Below are 319 nucleotides of genomic sequence, written 5' to 3'. Positions count from 1 at the left end.
CCTGTTATAGCAAGATTAGGCAAAAGAGGCTTTGCTACAGTAATCAAATTACCTTTACGTAATGAAAGTATGGCCCTTAAAGTGGATCAAGCACTTCGGGAACTAGAAACCCAATGGCTGTTGTTTTTGCCGAGGTTGAGCATATTGGATGTTAGCATTCTATCTGATGGAAACGTGGTGCGGGATCGCTATAGAAAAATAACAACGCTAAACCTGAACGATAGGGTACGACAAGTTGCCTTATCTAGAAATGATATTATCCAATCCAAGTACTGGATTTCTGAGTTGGAAGTTCATCGAAAAGACGTTGGCTTCAAGG

General features: G+C 40.8%; 1 protein-coding gene. It reads left to right on the top strand.

Going from position 1 to position 319, the window contains the following annotated elements; genetic code table 11:
- Positions 1-319: hypothetical protein (locus tag C173_RS35135; RefSeq protein ID WP_036731023.1), on the top strand; the 319-nt coding region annotated here is incomplete at both ends.

This window comes from Paenibacillus sp. FSL R7-277 (assembly GCF_000517965.1).
Classification (GTDB): domain Bacteria; phylum Bacillota; class Bacilli; order Paenibacillales; family Paenibacillaceae; genus Paenibacillus_AQ; species Paenibacillus_AQ silagei.
This window is presented reverse-complemented; position numbering and strand designations above follow the sequence as displayed.